This window comes from Neobacillus sp. PS3-40, from assembly GCF_030915485.1.
Lineage (GTDB): Bacteria > Bacillota > Bacilli > Bacillales > Cytobacillaceae > JAUZPL01.
The window spans coordinates 1,322,768-1,344,598 of the sequence record NZ_CP133266.1 but is presented as its reverse complement, the minus strand read 5'-3'; the positions used below and the strand labels follow the sequence as shown (position 1 = coordinate 1,344,598).

At 37.0% G+C, this 21,831-nt stretch carries 23 protein-coding genes and 2 other annotated features; of the genes, 20 read left to right on the top strand and 3 right to left on the bottom strand.

Features of this window, described 5'->3' with window-relative positions:
- The first annotated feature begins 30 nt into the window (after positions 1-30).
- The 15 genes from mutM to RCG20_RS06835 all read left to right on the top strand — a co-directional run bounded on the left by mutM (position 31) and on the right by RCG20_RS06835 (position 13,486).
- Entirely contained in the window at positions 31-858 is an 828-nt protein-coding gene (gene mutM / locus RCG20_RS06905) for a DNA-formamidopyrimidine glycosylase (protein ID WP_308183497.1), read from the top strand.
- A 97-nt stretch (positions 859-955) separates the two neighbouring features.
- On the top strand, positions 956-1,591 hold the full coding sequence (gene ytaF, locus RCG20_RS06900; protein WP_308183496.1) for a sporulation membrane protein YtaF: 636 nt from the start codon (positions 956-958) through the stop codon (positions 1,589-1,591).
- 22 nt (positions 1,592-1,613) lie between these two features.
- A complete protein-coding gene (gene coaE / locus RCG20_RS06895) occupies positions 1,614-2,219 on the top strand; it encodes a dephospho-CoA kinase (RefSeq protein WP_308183495.1) in 606 nt (201 codons plus the stop codon).
- Between the two features lie 480 nt (positions 2,220-2,699).
- Positions 2,700-3,731 (top strand): glyceraldehyde-3-phosphate dehydrogenase, encoded by a 1,032-nt coding sequence (locus tag RCG20_RS06890; RefSeq protein ID WP_308183494.1) that lies wholly within the window; start codon positions 2,700-2,702, stop codon positions 3,729-3,731.
- A gap of 398 nt (positions 3,732-4,129) precedes the next feature.
- On the top strand, positions 4,130-4,504 hold the full coding sequence (gene speD, locus RCG20_RS06885) for an adenosylmethionine decarboxylase (RefSeq protein WP_308183493.1): 375 nt from the start codon (positions 4,130-4,132) through the stop codon (positions 4,502-4,504).
- A 134-nt stretch (positions 4,505-4,638) separates the two neighbouring features.
- Positions 4,639-5,031, top strand: a complete 393-nt coding sequence (locus tag RCG20_RS06880; RefSeq protein ID WP_308183492.1) for a hypothetical protein — start codon at positions 4,639-4,641, stop codon at positions 5,029-5,031.
- A 110-nt stretch (positions 5,032-5,141) separates the two neighbouring features.
- Positions 5,142-5,600, top strand: a complete 459-nt coding sequence (nrdR, locus tag RCG20_RS06875) for a transcriptional regulator NrdR (protein WP_308183491.1) — start codon at positions 5,142-5,144, stop codon at positions 5,598-5,600.
- A gap of 310 nt (positions 5,601-5,910) precedes the next feature.
- The gene (locus tag RCG20_RS06870) at positions 5,911-7,308 is read left to right on the top strand and encodes a replication initiation and membrane attachment family protein (RefSeq protein WP_308183490.1); all 1,398 of its coding nucleotides are present in this window, start codon (positions 5,911-5,913) and stop codon (positions 7,306-7,308) included.
- A gap of 11 nt (positions 7,309-7,319) precedes the next feature.
- Positions 7,320-8,249 (top strand): primosomal protein DnaI, encoded by a 930-nt coding sequence (gene dnaI / locus RCG20_RS06865; protein WP_308183489.1) that lies wholly within the window; start codon positions 7,320-7,322, stop codon positions 8,247-8,249.
- A gap of 196 nt (positions 8,250-8,445) precedes the next feature.
- Positions 8,446-9,333 (top strand): putative sporulation protein YtxC, encoded by an 888-nt coding sequence (locus RCG20_RS06860; RefSeq protein WP_308183488.1) that lies wholly within the window; start codon positions 8,446-8,448, stop codon positions 9,331-9,333.
- Between the two features lie 372 nt (positions 9,334-9,705).
- Positions 9,706-11,646, top strand: coding sequence for a threonine--tRNA ligase (gene thrS / locus RCG20_RS06855; RefSeq protein WP_308183487.1), 1,941 nt, complete (start codon positions 9,706-9,708; stop codon positions 11,644-11,646).
- 127 nt (positions 11,647-11,773) lie between these two features.
- Positions 11,774-11,899 (top strand) — a sequence feature (ribosomal protein L20 leader region).
- A gap of 149 nt (positions 11,900-12,048) precedes the next feature.
- On the top strand, positions 12,049-12,555 hold the full coding sequence (gene infC / locus RCG20_RS06850) for a translation initiation factor IF-3 (protein WP_308184301.1): 507 nt from the start codon (positions 12,049-12,051) through the stop codon (positions 12,553-12,555).
- A gap of 14 nt (positions 12,556-12,569) precedes the next feature.
- A complete protein-coding gene (rpmI, locus tag RCG20_RS06845; protein WP_308183486.1) occupies positions 12,570-12,770 on the top strand; it encodes a 50S ribosomal protein L35 in 201 nt (66 codons plus the stop codon).
- A 35-nt stretch (positions 12,771-12,805) separates the two neighbouring features.
- Entirely contained in the window at positions 12,806-13,165 is a 360-nt protein-coding gene (rplT, locus tag RCG20_RS06840; RefSeq protein WP_308183485.1) for a 50S ribosomal protein L20, read from the top strand.
- 57 nt (positions 13,166-13,222) lie between these two features.
- Complete coding sequence (locus RCG20_RS06835) at positions 13,223-13,486, top strand: DUF1294 domain-containing protein (protein WP_308183484.1); 264 nt, start codon at positions 13,223-13,225, stop codon at positions 13,484-13,486.
- An 87-nt stretch (positions 13,487-13,573) separates the two neighbouring features.
- On the opposite strand, the gene RCG20_RS06830 is transcribed toward RCG20_RS06835, so the two are convergent.
- Entirely contained in the window at positions 13,574-13,957 is a 384-nt protein-coding gene (locus tag RCG20_RS06830) for a sigma-w pathway protein ysdB (protein ID WP_308183483.1), read from the bottom strand.
- Between the two features lie 101 nt (positions 13,958-14,058).
- Here RCG20_RS06830 and RCG20_RS06825 point away from each other — a divergent pair, with 101 nt between their 5' ends.
- Complete coding sequence (locus RCG20_RS06825) at positions 14,059-14,550, top strand: dUTP diphosphatase (protein WP_308183482.1); 492 nt, start codon at positions 14,059-14,061, stop codon at positions 14,548-14,550.
- A gap of 72 nt (positions 14,551-14,622) precedes the next feature.
- Complete coding sequence (locus RCG20_RS06820; protein ID WP_308183481.1) at positions 14,623-15,708, top strand: M42 family metallopeptidase; 1,086 nt, start codon at positions 14,623-14,625, stop codon at positions 15,706-15,708.
- Positions 15,709-15,797: 89 nt separating this feature from the next.
- Here the strand turns inward: RCG20_RS06820 and sspI are convergent, their stop codons facing one another.
- Positions 15,798-16,004: a small acid-soluble spore protein SspI gene (sspI, locus tag RCG20_RS06815; protein WP_308183480.1), complete on the bottom strand. Its 207-nt coding sequence runs from the start codon at positions 16,002-16,004 to the stop codon at positions 15,798-15,800.
- A gap of 119 nt (positions 16,005-16,123) precedes the next feature.
- Here sspI and RCG20_RS06810 point away from each other — a divergent pair, with 119 nt between their 5' ends.
- The 3 genes from RCG20_RS06810 to pheT all read left to right on the top strand — a co-directional run bounded on the left by RCG20_RS06810 (position 16,124) and on the right by pheT (position 20,856).
- Positions 16,124-16,879, top strand: a complete 756-nt coding sequence (locus RCG20_RS06810) for a TrmH family RNA methyltransferase (RefSeq protein WP_308183479.1) — start codon at positions 16,124-16,126, stop codon at positions 16,877-16,879.
- A 58-nt stretch (positions 16,880-16,937) separates the two neighbouring features.
- Positions 16,938-17,179 (top strand) — a binding site (T-box leader).
- Positions 17,180-17,384: 205 nt separating this feature from the next.
- Positions 17,385-18,422 (top strand): phenylalanine--tRNA ligase subunit alpha, encoded by a 1,038-nt coding sequence (pheS, locus tag RCG20_RS06805; RefSeq protein WP_308183478.1) that lies wholly within the window; start codon positions 17,385-17,387, stop codon positions 18,420-18,422.
- Between the two features lie 19 nt (positions 18,423-18,441).
- A complete protein-coding gene (gene pheT / locus RCG20_RS06800; protein WP_308183477.1) occupies positions 18,442-20,856 on the top strand; it encodes a phenylalanine--tRNA ligase subunit beta in 2,415 nt (804 codons plus the stop codon).
- A 25-nt stretch (positions 20,857-20,881) separates the two neighbouring features.
- Here pheT and rnhC read toward each other — a convergent pair whose 3' ends face one another.
- Positions 20,882-21,820 carry a ribonuclease HIII gene (rnhC, locus tag RCG20_RS06795; protein WP_308183476.1) on the bottom strand — a complete coding sequence of 313 codons (939 nt, stop codon included), beginning with the start codon at positions 21,818-21,820 and terminating at the stop codon, positions 20,882-20,884.
- Positions 21,821-21,831: the final 11 nt, after the last annotated feature.

Sequence of the window (21,831 nt, the reverse complement as noted above, 5' to 3'; positions counted from 1 at the left end):
TAAAATCAATCCCAAGAGAGGTGAATTATAGTGCCAGAGCTGCCTGAAGTAGAAACAGTTAGGAAAACGTTGAAAAGCCTAATTCTTCATAAACAAATTAGCAATATAACCGTCAACTGGCCAAAGATTATTAAGAAACCTCAAGAAGTTGAGCAATTCATTGATGCCCTACAAGGAGAACGCATTGTTGATGTTGGAAGAAGAGGAAAATTTTTAATTATTTATACTGATAAATATGCATTGGTATCTCATTTACGAATGGAAGGAAAATATGGGTTGTTCAAAAAGGAAGAGCTCTTGGATAAGCACACCCATGTTGTTTTTCATTTTACAGATCACACTGAACTTAGGTACAAGGATGTTCGGAAATTTGGAACTATGCATTTGTTTAAAAAAGGTGGAGAATTTCAGGAGCCACCACTAACTGAGTTAGGACCAGAGCCTTTTTCCGAGGAATTTACACCGGAATATCTTGCAAAAAGGTTGGCGAAAACTGAGCGAAAAGTAAAAATAGCCCTTTTGGATCAGAAGCTGTTTGTCGGTCTAGGTAATATTTACGTAGATGAGGCACTATTCCGTTCAGGAATTCATCCTGAACGAATTGCAAGCTCACTTAATTCACAAGAAATTGCTATGCTTTACATTGAAATTGTAAATACATTAAGGGAAGCTGTTGAAAAGGGAGGTAGTACCATCCGTTCTTATGTTAACTCCCAAGGAATAATAGGAATGTTCCAGCATGAGTTATATGCATATGGTCGAAAAGGTGAAGAATGCAAAAAATGTGGAACACCTCTTGTGAAAACAGTTGTGGGAGGTAGGGGAACACATTATTGTCCCTCCTGTCAAAGGCTATGATTCATAAAATTAAGGGTTGATTTCAAAAATTCGAATAACCATGTATAGGCTTCCTCCATATACTATCGTAGTGTTTTGTATGGAAGGAGCTTTAAGCATGGTTCAATGGATTTCACTATTCTTGCTCGCTTTTGCACTTAGTCTCGACAGCTTTAGTGTCGGGTTTACCTATGGCTTACGCAAAATGGTAATGCCGTTTAAATCAGTCGTAATCATTGCAAGTTGCTCTGCTGTTTCCCTAATGATTGCCGTATCAATCGGACATGGGCTCTCAAAAATTCTTTCACCTCATATTACCGCAAGCCTTGGTGGTATCATCCTGATGGGCCTAGGTATAGCAGTTTTGTATCAGTTTTTTCGGCCCGAAAAAGATAAGGAATTTCAAAGTCATGAAAAAACAATAGTCAATTTTGAAATTCGTTCACTTGGAATCGTTATTAATATCTTGAAAAAACCAATGTCTGCTGATTTTGATAAATCGGGGACGATCACTGGTATAGAAGCACTTATGCTTGGATTTGCCTTGTCATTGGATGCCTTTGGAGCAGGAATTGGAGCGGCGATGCTCGGATTTTCTCCCATCTATTTGGCTCTAACCGTAGCAGCTATGAGTTCATTATTTGTTCTAATGGGGATTAAGAGCGGCACCTTTCTTCATCGTTTTGACTGGATTCAAAAATTCACATTTTTGCCGGGAATCCTCTTAATTCTTATTGGTATCTGGAAAATTTAAGATGAGATGAAAGGAAAATGTTATGACGTTAATTGTTGGTTTAACAGGCGGAATTGCAAGTGGAAAAAGCACAGTTTCTAATATGTTAAAGGAAATGAAAATAACAGTCATTGATGCAGATGTAGAAGCACGCCTAGCTGTAAAAAAAGGTGAACCAGCATATCTTCAAATAGTAAAGGAATTTGGACAGAGTATTTTAATGCCAGATGGAGAGATTGATCGGCCAAAGTTGGGTTCAATTATATTCTATAACGACCAGAAAAGGCAGCTTTTAAATCAAATTGTTCATCCTGAAGTTAGAAGAAGAATGACCAGGCAGAAGGAAGCAGCAATTGCCAGGGAAGAAAAAATTATCATTCTTGATATTCCTTTGTTATTTGAAAGTAAATTAATGTTTATGGTGGATAAGGTCGTTCTTGTGTATGTTGATCAAAATATCCAAATTCAGCGGTTAATGGAAAGAAATAATCTTACTTATGAAGATGCTATGGCTAGGGTAAAATCACAAATGCCCCTTTCTGAAAAGGTGGGCTTAGCCAATGAAGTAATTAATAATAATGGAACCTTGCAAGAAACGGAAAACCAGCTTGAAGAACTTCTGCTGGATTGGGGTCTAAAAAAAGACTAAATAGAGAGCAAAAAGAGAAGGGTTACCCTTCTCTTTTTCTTTTGCTTATAAGAAAGTTTATCTTAGATACGCATTATATTAAATATAGTGCGAGTGATAGTAAAAAGTTAATTAATAAAAAGAAAAAATCAATTGCTAATTATCAGAGCAATATTAGTGGTTATGTAGAAGTACTTTCTGATAGTATTTTTGGCTATTATGTGCGATTAATTGATTCTTTAGGTGGTGCCAGGCACTTTTTTTCCTAGATAGGACAGGATAAGCAGGAGATCCTTATTTATCCGAAGATGATTATCTGTCATCGCCCTTGGGGACTCGCCAATCAGTGAGTTTTCTTTATTTTAAACGTTATATTATCGTTAAAACGAAAAAACTTCTTAAAAATCCGCAGTTTAATTACCACAAAAATATTTAATTATGTTATACTAATTACATTCGAAGAGATGAACAGTATAACATTAATGTGGAAGGGGTCATCACATGAAGACAAAAATTGCAATTAATGGGTTTGGAAGAATAGGAAGAATGGTATTTAGGAAAGCCATCACTGAAAAAAGGCTTGAAGTGGTAGCCATAAATGCAAGTTATCCAGCTGAAACATTAGCACACTTAATAAAATATGATACAGTTCATGGACCATTTGCTGGAGAAGTGACTGCTTTAGATAATGAATTAGTTGTAAATGGGAAAAGGATAAAACTTTTAAACAATCGTAATCCTGAGCTACTCCCATGGAAAGAATTGAATATTGATATAGTTATAGAAGCAACAGGAAAATTTAATTCGCGTGACAAAGCAGCCCTTCACTTAGAGGCAGGTGCTAAAAAAGTTATATTAACTGCACCTGGAAAAGATGAGGATATAACTATTGTCATGGGTGTTAATGATGAAATGCTTGATTTGGACCAACATCAAATTATTTCGAATGCGTCCTGCACAACCAATTGTTTGGCTCCAGTTGCAAAAATTTTAGACGATAAATTTGGCATTGAAAATGGATTAATGACAACCATTCATGCCTATACAAATGATCAAAAAAATATTGATAATCCGCATAAAGATTTAAGAAGGGCACGTGCTTGCGGACAATCTATTATTCCAACTTCAACAGGCGCAGCAAAGGCTTTAGCACTTGTGTTACCACAATTAAAAGGTAAAATTCATGGAATGGCATTACGCGTGCCGACACCAAACGTATCTCTTGTCGATTTGGTAGTAGATCTTAAAAAAGATGTAACGATCGATGAAATCAATCAAGCATTTATGGATGCTTCAAAAGGATCATTAAAAGGAATTCTAGGATTTACGATGGAACCACTAGTGTCCGTTGATTTTAATTCAAATGAACATTCTGCAATTATCGATGGACTTTCAACATTGGTAATGGGCTCAAATAAAGTAAAGGTTTTAGCATGGTATGATAATGAATGGGGCTATTCGTCAAGGGTTGTAGATCTTGCCTTATTTGTTGCCTCTGAAATGGGTAAAGTTTCCCATGTGAAAGTAGGATAAAGGAAATTGCTGCCGAACAGGCAGCATTTTTTTTTGCTAAGCAGAATTTATATCCATAAATTCTGCTAGCGCATAAGTGCAACTACGCCTCTGTCATCGCCTTTTAGGGGCTTGCCAATCGGCGAGTTTTCTTTAGCCGTTTTTCTTTTTATTGACATAAAATCATTATAAATATTCGTGTAAAATAAATTTCCGCTCAGAAAGTTAATTTGATAGGTTGCAAAAATAATATAAACAAAGTATACTAGTCATCGTGAACTTCTTGAAATTAGGTAGCGATTCACTACTTAAAGGGTTAGGACCTCTTTGGACTAACTTTCCCCCGTGGTAGTGGCCAACTTACCGTCAACAGACAATTTCAGGAATGAAGCGAAAATCCTAAAGGGGGAAACATCAATATGGAAACAATGGGACGTCACGTAATCTCCGAATTATGGGGATGCGATTTCGAGAAATTAAATGATATGGATTTTATTGAACAAACTTTTGTAGAAGCTGCCTTAAAATCAGGTGCTGAAATTCGAGAGGTTGCCTTTCATAAATTTGCACCACAAGGCGTAAGTGGAGTAGTTATTATTTCTGAATCACATTTGACTATTCATAGCTTCCCAGAGCATGGGTATGCTAGTATTGATGTATATACATGTGGCGATTTGAATCCTAATATTGCAGCTGATTATATTGCTGAAAGCTTAAATGCGGAAACTCGTGAAAATATTGAAATTCCACGTGGTATGGGACCTGTTCAAGTAAAACAGGCAAAAGTTCTATAATTTTAAAAAATGAATCTGAAGTTAGAAAAAGTGAATCTGAAGTTAGAAACCTGGGGGTGTAATTATGCACTCCTTTTTATTTTACCTGATTGTGTTGTAAACTATATGAAAAAGCACTACTATGGAGGGAAAGTATGGCTATTAGAGACTTTTTCTTGCGTTTTAAAAAAGAAATTGAAACATCTGAAAATCATTTGGATGATCAATTAAAAACGCATTTCTATAAAGGAAACTTTAATCAGTTGTTCCAATCAATTGAACAACTATTTCGCCAAGATGCAGACTGTAGGATTTCCACTGTATCCAAAGAGCATGGCGAAATTGCAATTGAAGTGAACAACCCAAATTCATGTTTTTTAATCGTTACAATTATTTCGGTAAAACCTCTAGAAACGGCAGTTGACTTTACCATTTCTTCGGAGCGAACATCTTTATTTGGAAATTATCCAACATTAAGAAGAAGGATTATTTCTTACTACGAACGAATCAACAAGGTACATACTTTAATAGGTACAGGCAAGAAGTAAATGTTCCTTGTTTTATGACCTTCTTTTTAATAAAATATCCTTATAGAAGACATTTATTTTAGATGGAAAAATCTTAAGTTAGAGTAGATAGATTTGGAGCTGATTAATTCGTGAAGTGCCCTTCATGTCAACATTACGGTACACGTGTGCTTGATTCCCGACCTGTAGATGATGGGCGAGCTACAAGGCGTAGGCGAGAATGTGAGGAATGTGGATACCGTTTTACAACTTTTGAAAAAATCGAAGAGATCCCGCTTATTGTCGTGAAAAAGGATGGGACGCGGGAAGAATTCAGTCGTGATAAAATCCTCCGTGGGTTAATTAAAGCCTGTGAAAAACGTCCTGTGGCATTAAGGGAACTAGAGGAAATAACTCTTGGGGTTGAAAAAGAACTGCGTAGTCAAGGAATTTCAGAAATCAAAAGTGAAGAAGTCGGAGAAATGGTTATGGATAGGCTTGCATATGTTGACGAAGTTGCTTATGTGAGATTTGCATCTGTCTATCGCCAATTTAAAGATATAAATGTTTTTATTGAGGAACTAAAAGAATTAATAAAGAAAACTCGCTGATTGGCATTGATGACAGAAGCGTAGTTGCACTTATGCGCTAGTAAAATTTATGGATATAAATTTTAATTAGCTAAAGAAAACTCGCTGGTTGGCGTTGATGACAGAAGCGTAGTTGTACTTATGCGCTAGTAAAATTTATGGATATAAATTTTGATTAGCTAAAGAAAGTAAAATCCTAAGGAGCTAAAGGGACTTTGGCTCCTTTCACATTGGACTTAAGCGCTTGTCGGACTTTTAATAGGTTGTTTCTTTTGTCGACATTCCTGTTTTTAAGGTGCTTATAGCTTTTCTATGAAGAGAGGTAAATGTTATGGGACAGCATTGGCAGGAACTTATTCCGATTGATCGTTACGTTGTAGTAGCCAACGGGCTTTTGCATGAATTTGATCGGAAGGTCTTGACTTTTTTATATCAGCCTCTAGTTGGATCAGCTTGTTTTAGCCTATACATGACACTTTGGACAGAACTAGAGGATAATACCTTATGGTCAGAATCTTCATCCCATCATCTATTAATGAATTTGATGGAAATGAATTTAAAGGATATATATAATGCAAGACTTAAATTAGAGGGAATTGGTCTACTAAAGTCCTTTGTCAAAACAGAGGAAAGTGGGCGTTCCTTTATTTATGAATTGCAACCTCCGTTAACACCAGAACAATTCTTTTTAGATGGAATGCTGAATATATACTTATATCGTAAAATCGGGAAAAACCATTTTGCCAGGCTAAAACGCTTTTTCAGCATTCAAAAAAAACCTCCAGAAATTGAATACAACGAAGTGACAAAGTCGTTTCAGGATGTATATGAATCCATTTCACCGGGTAGCCTTCAATATCTTCAAGGTGTAGCTGATGAATTAGAAGTAGAAGCGAATAAGGCTTTTTTTGGACGAGTTGAACAAAAGGAAATCCAAATCGATACAACTCGATTTGATTTTGATCTTTTGCTTGCGGGCCTGAATGAGTCGCTTGTACCCAAGAAAGCAATTAATAAAAAAGTAAAAGAGGCAATTAGTAATCTTGCTTTTCTTTATACGATTGATGCAATTCAAATGAAATCTATTATCCTTGGGGCTCTAGATGAGGATAGCGAAATTAATATAGAGGAATTAAGAAAGTCAGCCCGTGATTGGTATCAATTTATCCATGAGGACAAGCTCCCTAGTCTAATCGAACGAACTCAGCCTACACTCCATCAAGTTCAGCAGGATAAGCCAAAGACGAAGGAAGAAAAGCTAATTCGTTATTTAGAAACGACTTCTCCCTTGCAAGTTTTAAAAGATCTATCTGGGGGAGCGGAGCCTTCGAAGTCAGATATTCAAATTATTGAAGAAGTCATGTTCAAACAAAAGCTGCTTCCTGGAGTCATAAATGTGCTAATCCAGTTTGTCATGTTACGAACGGATATGAAACTAACGAAAAGTTATGTAGAAAAAATTGCTGGTCATTGGACAAGGAAACAGATTAAAACGGTTAAAGAAGCCATGGATTTAGCAATAAATGAGCATCGCACCTACCTTGAATGGAGTAATGGGAAGAAAAGTGGGAGATCCTCAAAGCAAAAGCCCATTCGAACAGAATTCCTTCCTGATTGGTTTGATGAGGATCCTAAAAAAGCACTTACTACTTCTCCAAAAGAGAACAATAATGATTTAGAGGCCAAAAAAAGGGAAATTGAAGATAAACTTAAGGCATTTCGTAAATAGGGGGTGAAGAAATGGAAAGGATTAACCAAACCTTGAAGCGATTAGCTTCAAACGAAAACTTTCAAAAACGATACATGGAAATGCGGAAAGAAGTACTACAACACCCGGATATTAAAGCATTTTTAGCAGAGCACCAGGGTGAGGTCAATCAAGAAATGATTGAAAGAAGTATGGCCAAGCTACTTGAGTATACTAGTCAAGGCAAAGATTGCAGCCAATGCCCAAGCGTTGAAGGCTGTGTGAATATCATAAAAGGCTATCAACCAAAATTAGTTATCACAAGAAATTCAATTGATATTCAATACGAGCGTTGTCAAAAAAAGATTTTGGATGATGAAAAGCGAAAAAATGAGCGATTAATAAAAAGTTTATATGTGCCGAAAGAAATCTTGAATGCTACTTTCGATGATCTTGAGCAGGATTTCGGTAGAGTAGATGCTGTAAGTAAGGCTGCATCATTTTTAATGAACTTTGATTCAAATAAAAGGCAAAAGGGTTTATATTTTTATGGTAAATTTGGAGTAGGTAAGTCATACCTTCTCGGAGCGGTAGCTAATGAACTTGCCAAAAAAAGTATTTCTTCGATGATTGTTTATGTTCCAGAGTTGTTGCGAGAAATGAAAAGTTCAATAGGCGATTCTACTTTAAATGAAAAAATTGAAGCTGTTAAAAAAGAACCTATCTTGATGCTCGATGATATCGGTGCAGAAGCTGTATCTAGTTGGACTCGAGACGAAATTGTAGGGCCGATCCTTCAGTTCCGGATGCTGGAAAATCTTCCTACCTTTTTCACCTCTAACTTTAATTTTCAAGAATTAGAGCATCATTTGACATATAGCCAGAGGGGCGAGGAAGAAAAAATGAAGGCACGCAGAATCATGGAGCGAATCCGATATCTGAGTGAACCAGTTTTAGTGGATGGTCCAAATCGAAGGGATTAATTAAAAACGTAATAAATGTAAACTGTCGATGAATTTTCGGCAGTTTTTTTATTTGGAAAAGTACATAGGCTCCTCAAAACGAATTAGTAAATAAAACTTATCCAAGTTTTATTGGAAACCTCATCCAAGCCCGCTTCTATTTTAGCCAAGTTCTCATATACATAGTACAGAGATTTGGTCTAAAGGGGGGATTTGGTTGGTAGAAATCATCTTCCAAGGAATGAATGATGCTAGAAAGTTTTATAATCACCTGATGAAAAATCTAAAGTGTTCTCCAGATAATCAAATGATTCTTCTTAAAGAAGAACGATATATAGTACAAATTCTTGAAGACAATAGTACAAGTCATTACTTGGAGAGAGTTAAAAAGGCATTTTATGAATTCATTATTAACATAAAACGTGATGATTGGTTCAGAAAAATTTTAAAGGATCATTATTTTTATGATGACTATGAAGAACAACAACAAATAATGGATATTATTTATTCTGTTCTTGAAGGAGAAAGAAAAGATTTAGCTGCTTTTTTAAATGAGACAAATGAGGAGCCTAGAATAAAAGAGGCGGTTGAACAAATTTTCCAAGAGAATATTTCACTTTCTTTTGATTCATTTACTAAATTTCGATTGAAGTCATACTTGTTAGATTTGGAAGGTTATGTAAAAATTTCGATTGATGAATATAAAATGGAGCAAGAATACCAAATGTTTGTACAGACCCTTCGTGAGTTTCTTTTAAATCAAAAACCCAAAATGAACATCCTTCACTTACTATTTGATGAAGAAATCACATTTTATAATGAAAATTTTGAGGAGATTAAAAGAGGAGACCTTGTAAGGATGATCGATCGGAAATTACTTTTTAATCATCCTGTCTATGTTGATTCTGTTTCGATTGCTCCCCTCTTATCCATTGCACCAATAACGATTATTCTTTATACAGAAAACCCCGAAGAGCCACTTGTGAGGACAATTAAGAATATCTTTGAAGAGAGAGTAACAATTAAACCCTTTCAAGCTATTCGTGAAATGTTGGAATGTGCTAAATGGGGAGGAAGGATGAAAATACCTGAAAGTGGTGCATAAACAAAATATAAGATAGTCCCTTGATTTTTGGAAATATAATTATTATAATTGCATACATAGTAGAATTTAACGTTGCAAAAGTAATGATAAGGACAAAAGTATTCTTTTACGGTTAGTAGAGAGGGACGCCCAGGCTGCAAGCTTCCCAACACGAAAGGAATGCTTACCACCTTTAAACTTTAGTTGTGAACCCTTCATTTTAAAAATGAAGTTAGTAATTACTGACGGCCACAACCGTTATTTGTCCTAAAGTCTTTTAATGGAATACATTAAAAGAAAAATTTGGGTGGAACCACGTGTTAAAAAACTCGTCCCTTTTCCAGGGACGAGTTTTTTTGTTTTTATTGTAGTATAAATAAAGGAGGAATTATCATGTCAGATGTTGTGAAAATTGTGTTTCCTGATGGAGCAGTAAAGGAGTTTCCAAAGGGAACAACAACTGAAGATATTGCTGCTTCGATAAGCCCAGGCCTTAAGAAGAAAGCAATTGCTGGGAAATGGAACGGTCAATTATTTGATCTTCGCCGTCCAATCATTGAGGATGGTTCGATAGAAATTGTTACTCCAGATTCAAGTGAGGCATTGGAAGTGTTGCGCCATAGTACTGCACACTTAATGGCACAAGCGATTAAACGAATATATCCAGAAGTAAAGCTTGGAGTAGGCCCTGTCATTGAAGGTGGATTCTATTATGACATAGATCTTGAACAATCATTAACACCAGAAGATCTTCCTGTTATCGAAAAAGAAATGATGAAAATTATAAATGAAAATGTTGAAGTGGTCCGAAAAGAAGTAAGTCGCTCAGATGCTGTTCAACTTTTCAAAGGAATTGACGATCAATATAAACTTGAATTAATTGAAGCTATTCCTGCAGATGAAACAGTAACGATATATGAACAAGGAGATTTCTTTGATCTTTGCCGCGGTGTTCATGTTCCATCAACAGGGAAAATTAAAGAATTTAAACTCCTTAGTATCGCAGGTGCCTACTGGCGTGGTGATAGTAAAAATAAAATGTTGCAACGAATTTATGGAACTGCCTTCTTTAAGAAGGAAGACCTAGCAGAACATCTTCGCTTTTTAGAAGAAGCGAAAGAGCGTGACCATCGGAAAATAGGCAAGGAACTAAATTTATTTGCAAATATCCAAATGGTTGGACAAGGCTTACCTGTATGGCTTCCAAAAGGAGCAACAATTAGGCGCATAATTGAGCGGTATATTGTCGATAAAGAGGTTAGTCTTGGTTATAATCACGTCTACACTCCGATTATGGGTAGCGTAGACTTGTATAAAACTTCTGGACACTGGGATCACTACCAGGAAGATATGTTCCCAGTAATGGATATGGATAACGAGCAATTGGTTCTTCGCCCTATGAATTGTCCTCATCATATAATGATCTATAAGAACAGTAATCACAGCTATCGTGAGCTTCCAATTCGAATCGCTGAACTTGGAATGATGCACCGCTATGAAATGTCTGGAGCTTTATCAGGCTTACAGCGAGTTCGGGGAATGACTTTAAATGATGCTCATCTATTTGTTCGCCCTGATCAAATTAAGGAAGAGTTTATGCGCGTTGTTCGTTTGGTTGTTGATGTATATAAGGATTTTAATATTAATGATTATTCTTTCAGACTTTCTTATCGTGACCCACAGGATAAAGAGAAATACTTTGATGATGATGCAATGTGGGAAAAAGCCCAAAGCATGCTGAAGGAAGCAATGGATGATCTAGGTATCGATTACTTTGAAGCAGAAGGTGAAGCAGCTTTCTATGGTCCAAAGCTTGATGTTCAGGTAAGAACTGCTTTAGGCAAAGATGAAACACTTTCAACTGTTCAATTAGACTTCTTGTTGCCTGAAAAATTTGACTTAACGTATATTGGTGAAGATGGTAAACATCACCGCACTGTAATGATCCACCGTGGTGTCGTATCTACAATGGAACGTTTTGTAGCTTATTTAATTGAGGAGTATAAAGGGGCCTTCCCAACATGGCTTGCACCGGTGCAAGTTCAGGTTATTCCTGTTTCACCTGGTGCCCATTACGATTATGCCAGAAAAGTTCAAGAACAGCTTCAAAAAGAAGGGTTCAGAGTTGAATTAGATGGCCGCGATGAGAAAATTGGTTATAAGATTCGTGAAGCACAAATGCAAAAAATCCCGTATATGCTTGTTGTTGGTGATAAAGAAGTTGCGGAAAATGCTGTTAACGTCCGCAAGTATGGAGAACAGAATTCTGAAACAGTGGAATTTGCTGACTTTCTTTCCTCATTAAATGACGAAGTGAAAAGGGTTAAACACTAAAAAGAAAAAATGTATTGTAAAATGTTTAAGATTTTGATAAAATACAATTTGTTGTCATGGAAATCGAAGTTTGACATAATATCTTTGATTGTGATATAATTACTAAGGTAAAATTGAATATTAATTTTGGGAAAAGAAGAAGCACCCGCTTCTCACCTGATTGACGCGAAATAGTTGTTGGCAGGTTTTACGTGAACGAATTTGAGTATGTTTCGTAAAGTGTGGGTGTATTCGCCCGCACTTTTTTGTTTATGTATAGCTTTAATTATTACTTGCCGATTCAACTGGGTGTCATGTGTTTAGGTTTGGAAAGGGAAAGCGTACTCTCAAATCAAGATGCTTCTTGGCCCGGATATTATATTCGTGAAAAAACCTTGGAGGTGGCTAATTATTAGCAAAGATATGTTGTTAAACGAGGGCATTCGTGCTCGCGAAATCCGTCTTATCGATCAAAACGGCGAGCAGTTAGGTATTAAAACGAAAATTGAAGCGCTTGAAATTGCAGCGCGCGTTAATCTTGATCTAGTACTTGTTGCACCGAACGCAAAACCACCAGTAGGCCGTATTATGGACTATGGAAAATTTAAGTTCGAGCAGCAGAAGAAAGATAAAGAAGCTCGTAAAAATCAAAAGATCATTGTCACTAAAGAAGTTCGTCTAAGCCCAACGATTGATGAGCATGACTTTAATACAAAGCTTCGCAATGGGATTAAATTCCTTGAAAAAGGCGATAAAGTAAAAGCATCAATCCGCTTTAAGGGACGTGCGATTACCCATAAAGAAATCGGTCAACGTGTGTTAGACCGTTTCTCTGAAGCGTGCAAGGAAGTAGCAACGATTGAGTCACATCCTAAAATGGACGGTCGGAGCATGTTCCTTGTTTTAGCACCTAAAATCGACAAGTTATAAGGAGGACTATCCCAATGCCAAAAATGAAAACTCACCGCGGCTCTGCAAAGCGTTTCAAGAAAACAGGATCTGGTAAACTTAAGCGTGGCCACGCATTCACAAGCCACTTATTCGCAAATAAATCTACAAAAGCAAAGCGTAAACTTCGCAAAGGAACGCTAGTATCTAAAGGTGACTTCAAACGTATCAGACATATGTTAGATAATATTAAGTAAAACTCGAGTGATCGATTTATATAGGAGGGAATTACATGCCACGTGTAAAAGGCGGTACAGTTACGCGCAAGCGTCGTAAAAAAGTTCTTAAATTAGCAAAAGGTTATTTCGGTTCCAAACATACATTATATAAAGTTGCTAACCAACAGGTTATGAAATCCTTAATGTATGCTTTCCGCGACCGTCGCCAGAAAAAACGCGACTTCCGCAAACTTTGGATTACTCGTATCAACGCAGCAGCTCGTATGAATGGTCTTTCTTATAGCCGTTTAATGCATGGCTTAAAGCTTGCAGGTATTGAAGTAAACCGCAAAATGCTTGCTGAATTAGCAGTAAATGATGCAAATGCATTTACTGAATTAGCAAACGTTGCAAAACAACAAAGCAACAAGTAATCATACAAAAGCCATCCTCCACAGTGAGGATGGCTTTTTGCATAAAGGGGTGGGAGAATGGAGATTTTAATGGTTGTCTATTTGATTATAAATATCATCGGTGTGGTTCTTATGAAGGTGGATAAACAGAGGGCAATTAAACACAAATACCGTATTCCAGAAAAAACACTTTGGTTAACAGCCTTATTTGGAGGCGCGGTTGGAACAACGATTGGAATGCAGATTTTTCGTCATAAAATAAAGCATTTATCGTTTAAAATTGGCTTTCCCTTTCTTGCTGTAGTGGAAGTAATCCTTTTTATTTATTTGTTTACTATATAGGCTATTATTCTGTTGATTTTTGGCGCATTCGCTTGAAGCCTAACGTTTCAAACGAATGTGTTTAGTCCTAAAAATAATTAGAGAAAGCTACTTTTTTTCCATCAGTTCTTTGATTGGATTTTTCCAATTGATTACGGCCATTGGATACTGTTCAATAATTTTTTTCTCAATAAAATAAAAGTCTTCCTTTACCATTCCTTTTAATGAATCAGAATCATGGGCCCAAATGGTTATTGAGACGACCTCAATTGCCTGATCTGTGGTTCCTAAATACTTTTCCCCTTCAAAAATAGCCCCTTTAAAAGTGAAAAATAAATTTTTCCTTACATGATCCACATCATCTAGTAAATAATATCGCCTTTGTTTACGAGCCTGTTTAAGTTTTCGATTGGGGGTAAAAAGAAAGCTTCCCAAAATAAAAATAAAGAAAATAATAAGTCCAAATAAAATGAGACGAAGAAGCCAAACCATGATAAGTCCCTCCACTCTTATTTTTCTTTAATACGTCCTTTACCGAAAAAAGTTTCAAACTATCTCTATTTTGTTATAATTTTGTTGAAAGGATGATAAATATGCAGCTTGATAAATTATTCCAAATGCAAAAATCACTCGATAGCTATATAGAAGGAAAACACCAATTGCAAAATGAAGATCTATTTGATCGTAAGGTCTTGGCCTTGCTCGTAGAGATTGGTGAGCTTGCAAATGAAACTCGATGCTTTAAGTTCTGGAGCATAAAACCTTCCTCTGAGAGAGAGGTTATTTTAGAGGAGTTTGTTGATGGGATTCATTTTATTTTGTCACTTGGAATTGAATGCGGCTTTGATGAATTACCTCTTGAAGTAAGTAATATACCTTCATTGCTCACTATCACTGAACAATTCATTCATATCTATGATAGGGTGGGAATTTTTAAAAAATCCAGGGAACTAAATGACTTTATGATGGTATTAGAACTTTACCTTCAATTGGCTGCCCTTCTTGGAATTACATATGAAGAGATGGAACAGGCATATATTCAAAAGAATGAAGTTAATTATACTAGGCAACATAATAATTATTAGCAGAAAATTTGTACACTTATATCTATTTTGGGTATAATGGGTTTGTAGATATATATTTAGGGGGTCTAAACAATGGTTAAACTAGATGAAACATTAACAATGTTAAAAGATTTAACAGATGCAAATGGTATACCAGGTAATGAGCGTGAAGTGCGTGAAGTGATGAAAAAATACATAGCTCCATTTGCTGATGAAGTCACAACTGATGGACTTGGCAGTTTAATTGCAAAAAAGGTTGGTAAAGAAGGCGGACCAAAAATCATGGTTGCTGGCCATCTTGATGAAGTTGGATTCATGATTACGCAAATTGATGATAAAGGCTTCCTCCGTTTTCAGCCGGTTGGCGGTTGGTGGTCACAAGTCATGCTTGCACAACGGGTAACAATTGTAACGAAAAAAGGGAATGTTACAGGTATTATTGGCTCCAAGCCACCGCATATTTTAACAGCTGAAGCACGTAAAAAGCCAGTTGAAATCAAAGATATGTTTATTGATATCGGTGCATCAAGTGCTGAGGAAGCAAAAGAATGGGGCATCTTCCCTGGTGATATGGTTGTTCCATATTTTGAATTTACAGTCATGAATAATGAGAAAATGCTATTAGCAAAAGCATGGGACAACCGAATTGGTTGTGCAATTGCTATTGATGTGTTGAAGCAATTAAAGGGAACAGACCATCCAAATGTTGTTTACGGTGTCGGAACCATTCAAGAAGAGGTAGGAACCCGTGGCGCCAAAACCTCTGCTTCTAAAATTGAGCCAGATATTGGTTTTGGTGTGGATGTTGGAATTGCAGGAGATACACCAGGAATCACTGAAAAAGAAGCACAAAGCAAAATGGGGAAAGGTCCACAAATCATTTTGTACGATGCTTCCCTTGTATCCCATAAAGGTTTGCGTGATTTTGTAACAGACCTTGCGGATGAGTTGAATATTCCTTATCAATTTGATGCCATTCCTGGAGGAGGCACAGATGCAGGCGCTATCCATATGACACATAATGGAGTGCCGGCTCTTGCGATTACCATTGCAACACGTTACATTCATTCACATGCTGCAATGCTCCATCGTGATGATTACGAAAATGCAGTGAAATTAATTGTTGAGGTAATTAAACGATTAGATCGTGAAACAGTTGATAAGATTACATTTGAATAATGGAAAATCCCCGAAAATTAATTTTCGGGGATTTTTTGTGGGGGTTTAAAAAAGCTGCCAAAATGATAGGCAGCAGATCCAAATTATGATTACTTTAAGCCACTTTCAAGTGCTTCTAGCATTTCTTTTTTCTCTTGTTCAGAGGAATTCTTCCAGATAACCTCAAATAATACGCCAAGGCCAGGAAGCATTTTTTCTTCCCCGTTTTGAATGGCATCCACTATGGTATCTTCTAATTGTTCCTGTGTATTGCCTGAAACATTGTGAATAACAGCATTTCGTAAATTTAAATTCATAAATTACACTCCTTTTTATCCTAATTACTTTAATATCATTTCTACTTTTGGATTTATTATGTATTTCAGTTAAGCTATAATTAGGAAATTAAAGAGTATTGTAAAAGGAGAAAAAAGTATTGAAACATATTCAATCTCTAAAAAACCCACAGGTAAAGCAGTGGAAGAAGCTTCAAAATAGAAAAGATAGAGATAAAACCGGAATGTTCTTAATAGAGGGATTTCACTTAGTTGAGGAAGCTTTAAAACAAAAAGAACAAATAGTAGAAATTATTGTTTCAGAGCAAGTAGGATTTCCGCCTCGTTGGGATTCTGGACTTATTCCAGTTACAATGGTTCCTGAGGAAATTTCAAATGAGTTATCAGATACAGAGGCTCCCCAGGGAATTTATGCCGTCTGCAGCCAAATTGACAAACAGCCCTCATTAGAGGATGCAAAAACCTTTCTGTTCATAGATGCGGTACAGGATCCAGGAAATTTAGGAACAATGATTAGAACTGCGGATGCTGCGGGAATAGATGCTGTTGTTGTAGGCCACGGAAGCGTCGATATTTTTAACGCAAAGGTTTTACGATCTGCTCAAGGCAGTCATTTTCATCTTCCGGTTATCAGAGGCGACTTGCATGAGTGGGTAAATATCCTTAAAGAAAAGAATATTTCTGTGTACGGTACGGCGCTTGAGAATGCCCAAATTTACACAGAAATAGCTACTACCGGACAGTTTGCATTGATTGTCGGAAATGAAGGTAATGGGGTTAATAAAGAAATACTCGCAAATACAACTGCAAACCTTTATATTCCGATTTATGGAGCAAGTGAATCACTAAATGTTGCCGTTGCTACGGGTATTCTTCTTTATCACCTTAGAAGTTGATGATAAGCGTTTGAAACTGGAAGCAAGTTATTATATAATAGGGAACAAATTAATAAATTAAAAAGCAATGACAGAGAAAAGTATCCTGCACGTGACTATTTAGGGAGAAAGTGCCTTGACTGAAAGCACTTTTATAGTTATGACATGAGAAGTTCACCTCTCGAGTTGGCATCGGGACCATTTTTTTATGAAATGTAAAGATGCATCGGCATATGCCGTTATCCGAATGAAGCGAACACATTTGTATTTACATATCGTGTTTAAAAGGGTGGTACCGCGAAATAGAACCTCGTCCCTTACCAGGGATGGGGTTTTTTGTGTGAAGAAAAGGAGGATTTCATTGCAGAAAGTGAATTGGAATATTTAATCCAATCTCACTTATTGCTTCCTTTATTATATTGGTTATGTACACAAACTTATTTCCCGTTACTTGGGCTTTTAAGTTGAAACTGATATATGTTTATTCGCTAAATCCGCATGCTTATTAGAAAAAGGAGGAAATATCATGCAAGAACGCTTAAAAGAATTGCAAACGGAGGCTATTGAAAAGATTGATCAGTCTCCAAACCTAAAAGAATTGAATGACATCCGTGTTGCTTATTTAGGGAAAAAGGGCCCAATTACGGAAGTACTTCGTGGGATGGGGAAACTTTCAGCAGAAGAGCGTCCCGTTATGGGGGCTCTTGCTAATGAGGTTCGTGAAGCTATTTCAGTAAAATTGGAAGCAAAGCAAAAGGAAATGGAAGAAGCAGAAGTATTTGAAAAACTAGCATCTGAAACAATTGATGTCACACTTCCAGGACGTCCAGTTAAGGTTGGTAACCACCATCCCTTAACAAAAATTATTGAAGAAATTGAAGATTTATTTATTGGTATGGGTTATCAGGTGGCAGAAGGTCCAGAAGTGGAACAAGATTACTATAACTTTGAAGCACTTAATTTGCCAAAAGGACATCCAGCTCGTGATATGCAGGATTCTTTCTATATTACAGATGAAATTTTGTTAAGAACACATACATCTCCAGTTCAAGCTAGGACCATGGAAAAACACCAAGGTAAAGGCCCAATTAAAATCATTTGTCCTGGTAAAGTATACCGCCGTGACAATGATGATGCGACACACTCACACCAGTTTATGCAAATTGAAGGACTAGTTATTGGTGAAAACATTCGTATGAGTGATCTAAAGGGAACATTGGAAGTATTCGCGAAAAAAATGTTTGGTGAAGATCGTGAAATTCGCTTAAGACCAAGCTTCTTCCCGTTTACAGAGCCTTCAGTTGAAATGGACATTTCCTGTAAGATATGTGGAGGAAGTGGCTGTAACGTATGTAAACGAACAGGCTGGATTGAAATATTGGGTGCAGGAATGGTTCATCCTAACGTACTTGAAATGGCTGGCTATGATTCGAAAAAATATACTGGATTTGCATTTGGAATGGGTCCAGAGCGAATTGCTATGCTGAAGTATGGAGTAGATGATATCAGACATTTCTACACAAATGATGTACGATTCTTAAACCAATTTGCGATTCATGAATAAGTAAGAGGAGGATAACGATATGTTTGTTTCATATAAATGGCTCCAAGATTATATTGATCTTTCTGGAGTATCAGCCCAAGAGCTAGCTGAAAAAATTACCAAAAGCGGAATAGAAGTTGAAGGGGTAGACGTTTTAAACGAAGGTATTAAAGGGGTAGTGATTGGCTATGTAACAGAGCGCGAACAACATCCAAATGCTGATAAATTAAGCAAATGTCTAGTTGATATTGGTCAAGAACAACCTGTTCAGATAATATGTGGAGCAAAAAACGTTGCACAAGGGCAGAAGGTAGCAGTTGCGACGGTTGGAGCTGTTTTGCCAGGCAATTTCAAAATCAAGCGTGCAAAACTTCGCGGAGAAGAATCCAATGGAATGATTTGTTCTCTTCAAGAGCTTGGGATGGAAGGGAAGATTATTCCAAAGGAATATGCAGAGGGGATTTTTGTATTTCCGGCAGACGCACCAGTGGGAGCGGATGCTCTTGCATTTTTAAACAGGGATGATCAAGTCCTTGAACTAGGTTTAACACCGAACCGTTCTGATTGCCTTAGCATGCTCGGAGTTGCTTACGAGGTTGCAGCTATTTTAAACAGAGAAGTGTTGCTCCCAGAAATCAACCTCGAAACATCAGACGAAAAAGCATCTGATTATATTAAAATTACCGTTGAAGCAAAAGATGACAATCCATTGTATGTTGCAAAGGTAATCAAAAATGTGAAAATTGGTCCATCACCATTATGGTTGCAAACTCGTTTAATGGTAGCGGGAATCCGTCCACACAATAATGTCGTTGATATAACAAATTACATTTTATTAGAATATGGTCAGCCATTGCATGCTTTTGATTATGATCGTTTAGGTTCCAAGGAAATACTTGTCCGTCGTGCAAAAGACGGTGAAACGATTCAAACACTTGATGAAGCCAAGCGCACACTTACAGCAGATCATCTTGTTATAACAAATGGACAAGAACCAGTTGCTCTTGCCGGTGTGATGGGTGGAGCAAATTCAGAGGTTCATTCTGAAACAACAACAGTCCTATTAGAATCTGCTTACTTTGCTGGTGGAGTTGTGAGAAAGGCTTCTAAAGACCATGGTCTAAGAAGTGAAGCTAGTGCACGTTTTGAAAAAGGGGTCGATCCAAACCGTGTTCGTGCAGCAGGGGATCGGGCAGCTTACTTAATGGCGAAATACGCAAATGGAGAAGTATTAAAAGGATCTGTCGAGGTTGATACTTTAACGATCGAACCAGCAGTGATTTCAATTACGCTTGAAAAAATCAACCGCGTACTTGGAACAACTCTTTCTGTGAAGGAAGTAGCAGCGATTTTTGATCGTCTCCAATTTGGGGTAAGTATTGAGCAAGACATGCTTACAATTACAGCTCCAACACGTCGGGGCGATATCAAAATTGAAGAGGATTTACTTGAAGAAGTGGCAAGACTTTATGGCTATGATGAAATTCCAAAAACATTACCAATCGGTTCAACAACACCAGGTAAATTAAGCCAATACCAGCAAAAACGCCGTGTTGTCCGCCACTATCTTGAAGGAGCAGGCCTTTATCAAGCCGTCACATATTCGTTGACAAGTGAAGATAAAGTAAACCAATATGCACTTGAAAAAAGGGATGCTATCCGTCTTGCGATGCCAATGAGTGAAGATCGCAGTATGCTACGTCTGAGCATTATTCCACAGCTGTTAGAAGTGTTAAAATATAACGGTGCACGTCAAAACGATAGTTTAGCTGTATATGAAACAGGAGCAGTATTTTTATCAAATGGCGTGGATGTTCAACCAGAAGAGCAAGAACATTTAGCTGGGGCAATTACAGGCCTTTGGCATAGCCATTCATGGCAAGGAGAGAAAAAGCCTGTAGATTTCTTCGTTCTAAAAGGCATTCTAGAAGGATTATTTTCAATGTTAGGTCTCTCAGAAAACGTAGGATATGTTCAAGCGCAGTTTGACGGTATGCACCCTGGACGTACGGCGGAAATCCAATTAGCTGGAGAGAAGATTGGTTTTGTCGGACAAGTTCATCCAAATATGCAAAAAGAACTTGATTTAAAAGATACTTTTGTATTTGAACTTTCATTAAAAGCTGTGTTAGAAGCAGCAACAGAACCACTTCGATATGAGGTGATTCCTCGTTTCCCAACTATTACGAGGGATATTGCACTTGTGGTTAACACTGAAACAGTCTCGGGTTCATTAAAGGAAATTATTTTATCAGCTGGTCAACCTCTTTTAAAAGAAGTACATGTATTTGACCTTTATGAAGGTGAACATATGGAAAAAGGAAAGAAATCTCTTGCCTTCTCATTAAAATATGTTGATCCAGAAAAAACATTAACTGATGAAGAAATTACCAAGGTACATGAAAAGGTTCTTGAAGCGTTGCAAGAAAAATCAGGAGCAGTATTAAGGGGATAAATAGAGAAGGGGCTGATATAAAGAATCAGCCCCTTTTTTTATTAACTAAAGTTATTGCCTTCTCGGTATTAGCAAAGTGTAGCTTAACAAACTTTGGCAATACATCTCTGCCTTTTGCTAAAATTAGCTTGGCAGCTGCAATGTCTACTTGTGCTCCTGCACCCTTAGGGATCTTAAATCCCGCAGCCTCACTTAGTTTCTCAAAATATTGAACAAAGGCATGACGGGCGAGAATGGATGCTGCAGCAACGGCAATGTGAACCCCTTCTGCTTTTGTACTGAAAAAAACATCATCTTTTACAATTGTTTTCTGCCCTTTTAAGTGCTGATAATAGGTACTTGATTGAACGAATTGATCGATCAAAATAGCTTCTGGTTTTATCGGATCAATTTTATTTAATACATGTGCTAAGGCTTGATTATGAAGGAGAGCCTTCAATTTCCCTTGCGACATACCTGATTGCTGAAGTTGGTTGTATTTTTCATTATGTAATATTAAAAGGCTATGTGGAATGATGTCCTTAATTTGTTTTGCGATTGCACTTATTTTATCATCATTTAAATCTTTGGAATCTCTGACGCCTAATTCTTTTAAAAGAGGTATGTCCTCTTTCTTCACGTAGGCGGCCACTACTGTAATTGGACCAAAGTAGTCCCCGGTGCCTACTTCATCAGAACCAAGGACTGATAATGAACCGAAGTTAGGTGGTAAAGATCCAGAAGCTGTTTTTTTTCTTTCAATGGTTTGTTTCTTTGCTGGAGCTTCCCCCCACTTTTTAGCCTCATCCTCGCCCGCAGAGCCTTGAAGTAAAACCTTTCCTGATTTATATGCTGTAACCATGCATTTAGGGGTTTTTGCTGCAAAAATACTTCCTGGAGGGTTTTTATCTACTAAATACTCACTGTAGTAATTTTTCATTTTCATTATTTCGGTCAATTCTCGGATTAGCACAACATTTCCCATATGAAAACACT

Coding starts and splice junctions, on each gene's coding strand:
- RCG20_RS06820 (WP_308183481.1), top strand. CDS start 14,623: ATGGTTAAACTAGATGAAACATTAACAATGTTAAAAGATTTAACAGAT.
- RCG20_RS06835 (WP_308183484.1), top strand. CDS start 13,223: ATGGAGATTTTAATGGTTGTCTATTTGATTATAAATATCATCGGTGTG.
- rnhC (WP_308183476.1), bottom strand. CDS start 21,820: ATGGGAAATGTTGTGCTAATCCGAGAATTGACCGAAATAATGAAAATG.
- RCG20_RS06830 (WP_308183483.1), bottom strand. CDS start 13,957: ATGGTTTGGCTTCTTCGTCTCATTTTATTTGGACTTATTATTTTCTTT.
- infC (WP_308184301.1), top strand. CDS start 12,049: ATGTTGTTAAACGAGGGCATTCGTGCTCGCGAAATCCGTCTTATCGAT.
- rplT (WP_308183485.1), top strand. CDS start 12,806: ATGCCACGTGTAAAAGGCGGTACAGTTACGCGCAAGCGTCGTAAAAAA.
- RCG20_RS06870 (WP_308183490.1), top strand. CDS start 5,911: ATGGGACAGCATTGGCAGGAACTTATTCCGATTGATCGTTACGTTGTA.
- speD (WP_308183493.1), top strand. CDS start 4,130: ATGGAAACAATGGGACGTCACGTAATCTCCGAATTATGGGGATGCGAT.
- RCG20_RS06880 (WP_308183492.1), top strand. CDS start 4,639: ATGGCTATTAGAGACTTTTTCTTGCGTTTTAAAAAAGAAATTGAAACA.
- coaE (WP_308183495.1), top strand. CDS start 1,614: ATGACGTTAATTGTTGGTTTAACAGGCGGAATTGCAAGTGGAAAAAGC.
- dnaI (WP_308183489.1), top strand. CDS start 7,320: ATGGAAAGGATTAACCAAACCTTGAAGCGATTAGCTTCAAACGAAAAC.
- RCG20_RS06825 (WP_308183482.1), top strand. CDS start 14,059: ATGCAGCTTGATAAATTATTCCAAATGCAAAAATCACTCGATAGCTAT.
- pheT (WP_308183477.1), top strand. CDS start 18,442: ATGTTTGTTTCATATAAATGGCTCCAAGATTATATTGATCTTTCTGGA.
- ytaF (WP_308183496.1), top strand. CDS start 956: ATGGTTCAATGGATTTCACTATTCTTGCTCGCTTTTGCACTTAGTCTC.
- pheS (WP_308183478.1), top strand. CDS start 17,385: ATGCAAGAACGCTTAAAAGAATTGCAAACGGAGGCTATTGAAAAGATT.
- thrS (WP_308183487.1), top strand. CDS start 9,706: ATGTCAGATGTTGTGAAAATTGTGTTTCCTGATGGAGCAGTAAAGGAG.
- rpmI (WP_308183486.1), top strand. CDS start 12,570: ATGCCAAAAATGAAAACTCACCGCGGCTCTGCAAAGCGTTTCAAGAAA.
- RCG20_RS06890 (WP_308183494.1), top strand. CDS start 2,700: ATGAAGACAAAAATTGCAATTAATGGGTTTGGAAGAATAGGAAGAATG.
- sspI (WP_308183480.1), bottom strand. CDS start 16,004: ATGAATTTAAATTTACGAAATGCTGTTATTCACAATGTTTCAGGCAAT.